Genomic DNA, 10,447 nt, shown 5'->3' on the forward strand with positions numbered 1-10,447 from the left:
GCCCCCCACCTCTTGATCAGCCAGAAGGACTCTTTCGATGAGCACCAACGACGACAAACTGCGCGACTATCTCAAGCGTGCCCTCGCCGATCTCAGCCAGGCGCGCAAGCGGCTGCGCGAGGTCGAATCGGAGAAGAACGATCCGATCGCGATCGTCGCCATGGGCTGTCGTCTTCCGGGTGGCGTCTCCTCGCCCGAGGACCTGTGGGAGATGCTCGCAGCGGGCACCGACGGCATCTCGGAGTTTCCGACGGACCGCGGCTGGGACGTGAAGGGGCTCTTCGACCCCGACCCTGAGCGGGCCGGGAAGTCGTACGTCAAGGAGGGCGGCTTCGTCACCGACGCCGCCGAGTTCGACGCGGCGTTCTTCGGGATCAGTCCGCGTGAGGCGCTGGCGATGGACCCTCAGCAGCGTCTGCTACTGGAGACCTCGTGGGAGGTCTTCGAGCGGGCGGGCATCGACCCGACCTCGCTGAGGGGCCGCAATGTGGGTGTCTTCGTCGGCACCAAGCCCCAGGACTACATCCCGAGCCTGGAGGGCGGGGAGTCCAGCACCGAGGGGTACGCCCTGACCGGCAGCGCCGGCGCGGTCACCTCAGGCCGTGTCTCGTATACGTTCGGCTTCGAGGGCCCTGCGCTCTCCATCGACACCGCCTGCTCCTCCGCCCTGGTCGCCATTCACCTGGCGGCACAGGCGCTGCGCAGCGGCGAGTGCTCGCTCGCGCTCGCCGGTGGCGTGGCCGTAATGGCCACGCCGGGCGCCTTCGTGGCGTTCTCGCGCCAGCGGGGCCTGGCGGGGGACGCCCGGTGCAAGGCGTTCGCCGAGGGTGCGGACGGTACGTCGTGGGCCGAGGGTGTGGGCCTGCTTCTGCTGGAGCGTCTGTCGGACGCGCGGCGCAACGGCCACCAGGTCCTCGCCGTGGTGCGCGGCAGCGCGGTGAACCAGGACGGCGCGTCCAACGGCCTGACCGCGCCCAACGGCCCCTCGCAACGCCGTGTCGTCCGGCAGGCGCTGACCAACTCCGGGTTGCTGGCCACGGATGTCGACGCGGTGGAGGCGCACGGCACGGGTACGTCGCTGGGTGACCCGATCGAGGCGCAGGCGCTGCTCGCCACCTACGGGCAGGGTCGCCCAGCGGACCGGCCGCTGTGGATCGGCTCGTTGAAGTCGAACCTCGGTCATGCGCAGGCTGCCGCGGGTGTGGCGGGTGTGATCAAGATGGTGCAGGCGATGCGGCACGGTGTGCTGCCGAAGACGCTGCATGTGGATGCTCCGTCGCCGAAGGTGGACTGGTCGGCGGGCGCGGTCGAGCTGCTGACCGAGGCGCGGGAGTGGCCGGAGGTGGACCGGCCGCGGCGTGCGGGTGTGTCGGCGTTCGGCATCAGTGGCACGAATGCGCACGTGATTTTGGAGGCGGTTCAGCGGGAGGCTCCGGAGCCGACGGTGACGGGCGGGCCGGTGCCTCTGGTCCTGTCGGGCCGGACGGCGGATGCGGTGCGTGCGCAGGCGGAGCGGCTGGCCGGTCATCTGGAGCGGCACGGCGGGCTGGGTCTGGCGGACGTGGCGTTCTCGCTGGCGACGGGGCGTGCGCACTTCGACCATCGTGCGGTGGTGGTTGCGGGTTCGGTGGAGGAGGCGCGGGAGCGTCTCGCGTCGGTGGAGCCGCAGTCGGTCGCTTCGGGGCGTCTGGGCGTGTTGTTCACGGGGCAGGGTGCGCAGCGGGTCGGTATGGGGCGTGAGCTGTATGGGGCGTTCCCGGTGTTCGCGGAGGCCTTCGACGAGGTGTGCGCGGCCGTGGACAGGACCCTTGGACGTTCGCTGAAGGACCTGGTTTTCGAGGGCGGTGACTTGCTCGACGAGACGCGTTATGCGCAGCCGGCTCTGTTCGCCCTTGAGGTGGCGTTGTTCCGGTTGGTGGAGTCGTGGGGTGTGCGGCCCGATCTGCTGGCCGGTCATTCGATCGGTGAGGTGGTGGCTGCGTTTGTGGCGGGTGTGTGGTCGTTGGAGGATGCGGCGGCTCTGGTGGTGGCGCGGGGTCGGTTGATGCAGGCTCTGCCGTCGGGTGGGGTGATGGTGGCGGTGGAGGCGTCGGAGGACGAGGTGACGCCGTTGCTGGTCGGGGGTGCGGGTATTGCGGCGGTGAACGGTGCGACGTCGGTGGTGTTGTCGGGGGCTGAGGCGGCTGTCGAGGAGGTTGTGGGTCGGTTCGAGGGTCGTCGGGTGCGGCGGCTGCGGGTGTCGCACGCGTTCCATTCCTCGCTGATGGACCCGATGCTGGACGAGTTCCGGCAGATCGTGTCCGGGCTGACCTTCCGCAAGCCTGCGATGTCTGTGGTGTCGAACCTGACGGGTGAGGTGGCGCAGCCGGAGCGGCTGTGCGATCCGGAGTACTGGGTCGAGCATGTGCGGGGCACGGTCCGTTTCCACGACGGTGTGCAGACCCTCCGGGAGCGGAAGGTCGGCACGTTCCTCGAACTCGGCCCCGACGGTGTCCTGTCCGGGATGGTCGCGGGCGACTGCGTGCCTTCCCTGCGTCGTGATGTGCCCGAGGACGGGGCGCTGATGGGCATGCTGGGTCAGCTGCACGTCCGTGGTGTCGGGGTCGACTGGGAGAAGGTGTTCTCCGGGACCGGCGCCCACCGCGTCGACCTGCCCACCTACGCCTTCCAGCACCAGCGCTACTGGCTGAACCCGCACGCGCCGACGGGTGATCCCGCGTTCGCGGTCGAGCATCCGCTGCTGGACTCGGTGATCAGCGTGCCCGACACCGGCGGCGTCCTCGCCACGGGTCGGCTGTCGCTGGCAGCCCAGCCGTGGCTCGCGGACCACACCGTCTCGGGCACGGTTCTCCTGCCGGGTGCGGCGTTGGTGGAGTTGGCCATTCGCGCCGGGGACGAGGTCGGCGCGCGGTCCCTGCGGGAGCTGGTGATCGATGCCCCGCTCGTGGTTCCCGACGAGGGCGCGGTGCGTGTCCAGGTCTCGGTGGGCGAGGAGAGGACGGTGCACGCCCCGTCGCGGTGTACTCGCGGCCCGGCGACGCCGAGGCCGGCGCCGACTGGACACATCACGCGAGTGGACAGCTCAGTGGTGAGGTTGCCGCACCTGCCGGTGATCTCGGCGGCACCTGGCCGCCGGAGGGCGCGGTGGCTGTGGATGTGACCGACCTGTACAAGGGCCTGGGTGCTCGGGGCTATGGCTACGGGCCGGTGTTCCAGGGGCTGCGCGCGGTGTGGCGCAGGGACGGTGAAGTGTTTGCCGAGGTTGCCTTGCCGTCGGGTGAGGTGGATGCGGCTGGGGGATTCGGTCTGCATCCGGCGTTGTTGGATGCGGCGTTGCATGCTGGGGCGTTCTCGGGTGCGGAGGAGTCCGACGGCGAGGGGTTGTTCCTGCCGTTCGCGTGGAGTGGCGTGTCGCTGCATGCGTCGGGTGCGTCGTTGTTGCGGGTGCGGTTGACGTCTTCGGGGCCTGAGGCGCTGTCGCTGGAGCTCGCCGATGGGGCAGGTGCTCCGGTCGCGTCGGTGGAGTCGTTGAGGCTGCGGGCGGTTTCGGCTGAGCAGTTGAGGGTGCCTGGGGCTGGTGACTTGTTGTTCCGGGTGGAGTGGTCCGCTGTGCCGGTGGTTGAGGCTGCGGACGTCGCCGGTGAGGTTGCTGTGCTGGAGGTGGAGTCGGCTGAGCTGAGTGCGAACGAGGTGGGCCGCGTTTCCGCCGGTGTGCTGGGTGGGGTGCAGTCGTTCCTGGAGTCTCCGGGTTCGGGTCGTTTGGTGGTGGTGACGCGGGGTGCTGTGGACGTGAACGCCGGGTCGGGTGTGGTGGATCCGGTGGGGGCTGCGGTGTGGGGGCTGGTGCGGTCGGCTCAGGTGGAGAATCCGGGTCGGATTGTTCTGCTGGATGTCGCGGGTGGCGAGCCGGTGCCTGCGGGTGGAGCGCTGGCTGGTGTGCTGGGCTTGGGTGAGTCCGAGGTGGCGGTGCGGTCGGGTGAGGCGTGGGTGCCGCGCCTGGTGCGCCTGCCGGTGCGGGCTGCTGCTTCGTCTGAGCGTATGTTCCGCGCGGGTGGGACGGTGCTGGTGACGGGTGGTACCGGAACGTTGGGCGCGGTGGTGGCCCGGCATCTGGTGGCTGCTCACGGTGTGCGGAGTCTGGTGCTGACGAGCCGGCGCGGGTTGGAGGCGTCGGGCGCGGTGGAGCTGAAGGCCGAGCTGGAGGCTGCGGGCACGGCGGTGACGGTGGCGGCGTGTGACGTCGCCGATCCTGCCGCGCTGGCGGGCCTGCTGGCAGCAGTACCGGAGGACGCGCCTCTGTCGGGCGTGGTGCATACCGCGGGTGTGCTGGACGACGGCGTCTTCGGCGGGTTGACGCCGGAGCGGCTGGCGTCGGTGTTCCGTCCGAAGGTGGACGCGGCACTGGCGCTGCACGAGGCGACCCGGGACCTGGATCTTGACACGTTCGTCCTCTACTCCTCCGCGTCGGGAGTGCTCGGCGGAGCAGGTCAGGGCAATTACTCGGCGGCGAATGCCTTCCTGGACGCCTTCGCTCAGTGGCGCCGCGCCCAGGGTCTGCCGGCTGTCTCGCTGGCGTGGGGTTTGTGGGGTGAGTCCAGTGCGATGACGCGTTCGCTTGGTGCGTCGGATCAGGCGCGTATGAGCCGTGGTGGTATTCGTCCGTTGTCGGTCGAGGAGGGGATGGGGCTCTTCGATGCCGGTGTCGGGTGTGGTGAGGCGGCGTTGGCGGCGGTGAAGTTCGACTTCGCCGCCCTGACGGAGCAGGCACGGGCCGGTCAGTTGCCACCGATGCTGCGTGGGCTGGTTCGCAGGCCCCGGCGCACGGCACGCGCTACTGCCGCGGGAACCGGCTCGTCCACGGGCGACTCCCTGGCGGACCGCCTCACGAAGCTGCCCCTGGAGGCCCAGCAGCGTCACCTTGTGGAGTTGGTGCTGGGTGAGGTGGCGGTGGTGTTGGGTCATGCGGGTGCGGCGAGTATTGATGCGGGTCAGGCGTTCAACGATTTGGGTTTTGATTCGTTGACGGCGGTGGAGTTGCGGAACCGTTTGAATGCGGTGACGGGGCTGCGGTTGTCGGCGACGTTGATTTTTGATTATCCGTCGCCGGGTGTGCTGGCGGATTTCCTGCGTGTGGAGTTGGTGGGGGAGGAGGCGGCGGTTTCGGGGTCTGTGGTGGCCTCGGGGGTTTCTGGTGTGGGGGTGTCGGAGGATCCGATCGCGATTGTGGCGATGGGGTGTCGTCTTCCGGGTGGGGTGTCTTCGCCTGATGATTTGTGGGGTCTGGTGGCGGAGGGTCGTGATGGGATTACGGCGTTTCCGGAGGACCGGGGTTGGGATGTGACCCGGTTGTTCGATCCGGATCCGGATGCGGTGGGCAAGTCGATGGTGCGTCATGGCGGGTTCCTGCACGATGCGGGGGAGTTCGATGCGGCGTTCTTCGGGGTCAGTCCGCGTGAGGCGTTGGCGATGGATCCGCAGCAGCGTCTGCTGCTGGAGACCTCGTGGGAGACCCTGGAACGCGCGGGTATCGATCCGACCACGCTGAAGGGCAGCCGGACGGGCGTCTTCGCCGGCGCCATGTACCACGACTACAGCGAAGCCGTTGCTGCCGGCAGCCTGGCCTCCGGTCGCATCTCCTACACGCTCGGCCTTGAAGGGCCCTCGGTGACGGTGGACACGGCGTGTTCGTCGTCGCTGGTGGCGATGCACTCCGCGATGCAGGCCCTGCGCAGCGGCGAGTGCTCGCTGGCCCTCGCCGGTGGCGTGGCCGTGATGTCCACCCCCATCGCCTTCGTGCAGTTCTCGCGGCAGCGGGGTCTCGCGGTGGACGGGCGGTGCAAGTCGTTCGCCGAGGGTGCGGACGGTACGTCGTGGGCCGAGGGTGTGGGCCTGGTGCTGCTGGAGCGTCTGTCGGACGCGCGGCGCAACGGCCACCAGGTCCTCGCCGTGGTGCGGGGCAGCGCGGTCAACCAGGACGGTGCGTCCAACGGCATCACGGCTCCGAACGGTCCGTCGCAGCAGCGGGTGATCAGGCAGGCGTTGGCGAACGCCGGTCTGTCGACGGCCGACGTGGACGCGGTGGAGGCGCACGGCACGGGTACGTCGCTGGGTGACCCGATCGAGGCCCAGGCCCTCATCGCGACGTATGGCCAGGAGCGGTCCGGTGAGGACCGGCCGTTGTGGTTGGGGTCGTTGAAGTCGAACCTCGGTCATGCCCAGGCTGCCGCGGGTGTGGCGGGTGTGATCAAGATGGTGCAGGCGATGCGGCACGGTGTGCTGCCGAAGACGCTGCATGTGGATGCTCCGTCGCCGAAGGTGGACTGGTCGGCGGGCGCGGTCGAGCTGCTGACCGAGGCGCGCGAATGGCCCCTGCTTCCCGGCCGTCCGCGTCGGGCCGCGGTCTCCTCCTTCGGCATCAGTGGCACGAATGCGCACGTGATTTTGGAGGCGGTTCAGCGGGAGGCTCCGGAGCCGACGGTGACGGGCGGGCCGGTGCCTCTGGTCCTGTCGGGCCGGACGGCGGATGCGGTGCGTGCGCAGGCGGAGCGGCTGGCCGGTCATCTGGAGCGGCACGGCGGGCTGGGTCTGGCGGACGTGGCGTTCTCGCTGGCGACGGGGCGTGCGCACTTCGACCATCGTGCGGTGGTGGTTGCGGGTTCGGTGGAGGAGGCGCGGGAGCGTCTCGCGTCGGTGGAGCCGCAGTCGGTCGCTTCGGGGCGTCTGGGCGTGTTGTTCACGGGGCAGGGTGCGCAGCGGGTCGGTATGGGGCGTGAGCTGTATGGGGCGTTCCCGGTGTTCGCGGAGGCCTTCGACGAGGTGTGCGCGGCCGTGGACAGGACCCTTGGACGTTCGCTGAAGGACCTGGTTTTCGAGGGCGGTGACTTGCTCGACGAGACGCGTTATGCGCAGCCGGCTCTGTTCGCCCTTGAGGTGGCGTTGTTCCGGTTGGTGGAGTCGTGGGGTGTGCGGCCCGATCTGCTGGCCGGTCATTCGATCGGTGAGGTGGTGGCTGCGTTTGTGGCGGGTGTGTGGTCGTTGGAGGATGCGGCGGCTCTGGTGGTGGCGCGGGGTCGGTTGATGCAGGCTCTGCCGTCGGGTGGGGTGATGGTGGCGGTGGAGGCGTCGGAGGACGAGGTGACGCCGTTGCTGGTCGGGGGTGCGGGTATTGCGGCGGTGAACGGTGCGACGTCGGTGGTGTTGTCGGGGGCTGAGGCGGCTGTCGAGGAGGTTGTGGGTCGGTTCGAGGGTCGTCGGGTGCGGCGGCTGCGGGTGTCGCACGCGTTCCATTCCTCGCTGATGGACCCGATGCTGGACGAGTTCCGGCAGATCGTGTCCGGGCTGACCTTCCGCAAGCCTGCGATGTCTGTGGTGTCGAACCTGACGGGTGAGGTGGCGCAGCCGGAGCGGCTGTGCGATCCGGAGTACTGGGTCGAGCATGTGCGGGGCACGGTCCGTTTCCACGACGGTGTGCAGACCCTCCGGGAGCGGAAGGTCGGCACGTTCCTCGAACTCGGCCCCGACGGTGTCCTGTCCGGGATGGTCGCGGGCGACTGCGTGCCTTCCCTGCGTCGTGATGTGCCCGAGGACGGGGCGCTGATGGGCATGCTGGGTCAGCTGCACGTCCGTGGTGTCGGGGTCGACTGGGAGAAGGTGTTCTCCGGGACCGGCGCCCACCGCGTCGACCTGCCCACCTACGCCTTCCAGCACCAGCGCTACTGGCTGAACCCGCACGCGCCGACGGGTGATCCCGCGTTCGCGGTCGAGCATCCGCTGCTGGACTCGGTGATCAGCGTGCCCGACACCGGCGGCGTCCTCGCCACGGGTCGGCTGTCGCTGGCAGCCCAGCCGTGGCTCGCGGACCACACCGTCTCGGGCACGGTTCTCCTGCCGGGTGCGGCGTTGGTGGAGTTGGCCATTCGCGCCGGGGACGAGGTCGGCGCGCGGTCCCTGCGGGAGCTGGTGATCGATGCCCCGCTCGTGGTTCCCGACGAGGGCGCGGTGCGTGTCCAGGTCTCGGTGGGCGAGGAGAGGGACGGTGCACGCCCCGTCGCGGTGTACTCGCGGCCCGGCGACGCCGAGGCCGGCGCCGACTGGACACATCACGCGAGTGGACAGCTCAGTGGTGAGGTTGCCGCACCTGCCGGTGATCTCGGCGGCACCTGGCCGCCGGAGGGCGCGGTGGCTGTGGATGTGACCGACCTGTACAAGGGCCTGGGTGCTCGGGGCTATGGCTACGGGCCGGTGTTCCAGGGGCTGCGCGCGGTGTGGCGCAGGGACGGTGAAGTGTTTGCCGAGGTTGCCTTGCCGTCGGGTGAGGTGGATGCGGCTGGGGGATTCGGTCTGCATCCGGCGTTGTTGGATGCGGCGTTGCATGCTGGGGCGTTCTCGGGTGCGGAGGAGTCCGACGGCGAGGGGTTGTTCCTGCCGTTCGCGTGGAGTGGCGTGTCGCTGCATGCGTCGGGTGCGTCGTTGTTGCGGGTGCGGTTGACGTCTTCGGGGCCTGAGGCGCTGTCGCTGGAGCTCGCCGATGGGGCAGGTGCTCCGGTCGCGTCGGTGGAGTCGTTGAGGCTGCGGGCGGTTTCGGCTGAGCAGTTGAGGGTGCCTGGGGCTGGTGACTTGTTGTTCCGGGTGGAGTGGTCCGCTGTGCCGGTGGTTGAGGCTGCGGACGTCGCCGGTGAGGTTGCTGTGCTGGAGGTGGAGTCGGCTGAGCTGAGTGCGAACGAGGTGGGCCGCGTTTCCGCCGGTGTGCTGGGTGGGGTGCAGTCGTTCCTGGAGTCTCCGGGTTCGGGTCGTTTGGTGGTGGTGACGCGGGGTGCTGTGGACGTGAACGCCGGGTCGGGTGTGGTGGATCCGGTGGGGGCTGCGGTGTGGGGGCTGGTGCGGTCGGCTCAGGTGGAGAATCCGGGTCGGATTGTTCTGCTGGATGTCGCGGGTGGCGAGCCGGTGCCTGCGGGTGGAGCGCTGGCTGGTGTGCTGGGCTTGGGTGAGTCCGAGGTGGCGGTGCGGTCGGGTGAGGCGTGGGTGCCGCGCCTGGTGCGCCTGCCGGTGCGGGCTGCTGCTTCGTCTGAGCGTATGTTCCGCGCGGGTGGGACGGTGCTGGTGACGGGTGGTACCGGAACGTTGGGCGCGGTGGTGGCCCGGCATCTGGTGGCTGCTCACGGTGTGCGGAGTCTGGTGCTGACGAGCCGGCGCGGGTTGGAGGCGTCGGGCGCGGTGGAGCTGAAGGCCGAGCTGGAGGCTGCGGGCACGGCGGTGACGGTGGCGGCGTGTGACGTCGCCGATCCTGCCGCGCTGGCGGGCCTGCTGGCAGCAGTACCGGAGGACGCGCCTCTGTCGGGCGTGGTGCATACCGCGGGTGTGCTGGACGACGGCGTCTTCGGCGGGTTGACGCCGGAGCGGCTGGCGTCGGTGTTCCGTCCGAAGGTGGACGCGGCACTGGCGCTGCACGAGGCGACCCGGGACCTGGATCTTGACACGTTCGTCCTCTACTCCTCCGCGTCGGGAGTGCTCGGCGGAGCAGGTCAGGGCAATTACTCGGCGGCGAATGCCTTCCTGGACGCCTTCGCTCAGTGGCGCCGCGCCCAGGGTCTGCCGGCTGTCTCGCTGGCGTGGGGTTTGTGGGGCGATACCGAAAGCATGGCCGGTGTCCTCGACCAGGCGGACCAGGCACGTATGCGGCGCAGTGGGGTCCGGGCCCTGTCCGTCGACGAGGGCATGGCACTCTTCGACGCCGCACTCGGTGCCGGCGAACCGGCCCTGGTGCCGATCAAGTTCGAGCTCGCGACCCTGGCCGCACAGGCGGGAGCCGGACAACTGGCGCTCAAGCTGCAGGGACTGGTGCGTCGGCCTCGGCGTACTGCCGCCGTCGGCGGACCCGTTCCGACCGAGTCCCTCACGGACCGGCTGGCAGGGCTCCCGGCGGAGGAGCAGACGGAGATGCTGCTGGATCTGGTCCGCGACCAGGTCGCCGTCGTACTCGGGCACGCCGACGCCGCGGACATCTCGTCGGGGCAGGCGTTCAGCGAACTCGGCTTCGACTCGCTCACCGCGGTCGAACTGCGTAACCGGCTGGCCGGGGTGACGGGCACCTCGCTGCCAGCCACCCTGATCTTCGACTACCCGTCGACCGCCGCGATCACCGATCACCTGCGCGCGGAGCTGATCCCGGACACCGCGACCGGAACGGTGGAACTGGCCGACGTGGACGAGCCCGGGCTGCGCAAGGCACTCGCCGCCGTCCCGCTCACCCGACTCGAGGAACTTGGCGTACTGCAGCAGTTGCTGCGTCTCGTGGATGTGCCCCCCGGTGCCACGGGCACCGGCGCAACCGGCGGAACCTATGCCGAAGCCGGACAGAACGACGCGCATCTGATCGCCGACATGGATGTCGCAGGCCTCATCGAACGCGCGATGGGCAACACCACCAACTGAGCCCGTCGCGGCCTAC

The 10,447-nt window shown here is 69.7% G+C and carries 1 protein-coding gene and 1 pseudogene; both read left to right on the forward strand.

Annotated features, from left to right (window positions below; all coding sequences use genetic code 11):
- Positions 1 to 55: 55 nt before the first annotated feature.
- Positions 56 to 3,160, forward strand: a pseudogene (locus V4Y04_RS34685) (type I polyketide synthase); the annotation flags it as partial.
- Positions 3,145 to 10,431 (forward strand): SDR family NAD(P)-dependent oxidoreductase, encoded by a 7,287-nt coding sequence (locus tag V4Y04_RS34690; protein WP_332432276.1) that lies wholly within the window; start codon positions 3,145 to 3,147, stop codon positions 10,429 to 10,431. The pseudogene V4Y04_RS34685 and the gene V4Y04_RS34690, both read left to right, overlap by 16 nt.
- Positions 10,432 to 10,447: the final 16 nt, after the last annotated feature.

The sequence above is a fragment of the Streptomyces sp. P9-A2 genome, from assembly GCF_036634175.1.
Taxonomy (GTDB): Bacteria; Actinomycetota; Actinomycetes; order Streptomycetales; family Streptomycetaceae; genus Streptomyces; species Streptomyces pratens.